This is a genomic window from Thermus sp. (assembly GCF_056332225.1).
Genome location: NZ_JBWGQW010000242.1, coordinates 1 through 557 on the forward strand (window position 1 = coordinate 1; position 557 = coordinate 557).

General features: G+C 69.3%; 1 pseudogene. It reads right to left on the minus strand.

Annotated elements, in window-relative coordinates:
* Nucleotides 1–557: pseudogene (locus AC01Y6_RS11140) on the minus strand (Swt1 family HEPN domain-containing protein); the annotation flags it as partial.

A 557-nucleotide genomic window follows, 5' to 3' on the forward strand; every position in this document is an offset into this window, starting at 1 on the left:
CCGCAGGAGGTAGCCTCCCAGGGAAGGGTTCGCCTCCTCGCCCAAGACCACGCCCTTGGGAAGGCCCCCTTCCAGCCCTGAGGCGTACCCGAACCGACCCTCCCCTACTCCCTGGGCCACGGTGGCGAGGAGGGTTCCCTCGTCCTTGAGCTTGGGGAGGTAGAGGTAGGTGGCGAAGTCCTCCCAGAGCCTCCTCAAAGGGAGGACGCCTTCCGGCTCGGCCACGCCCCAGAAGCCGTAGCGCTCCAGGGTCTCCTCCAGGAAGGCAGGGTGCCACTTGGTGAGGACCAGCCCCTCGCTCTGGACCTTGGCGGCCACGCGCTCCACGGGGTTTCCGCTTCCCTGAAGGCGGATGGCGTTGAGTTCCAGGTCGGGGACCTTGGGGTCGGGCTGGTGGAAGGCGAGGAGGTGGCGGTAGGCCTCCTCGAGGCGCACCTCCAGGGTCTCGTCCGCCTGGCGGAGGCGGCTTTCCACCTGGCGCACGTCCCCCGCCCCCAGGTTCAGGCTCTCCCGATCCTCGTAGATGGAGCGCCAGGCCAGGTACTGCCGCGCCGCCT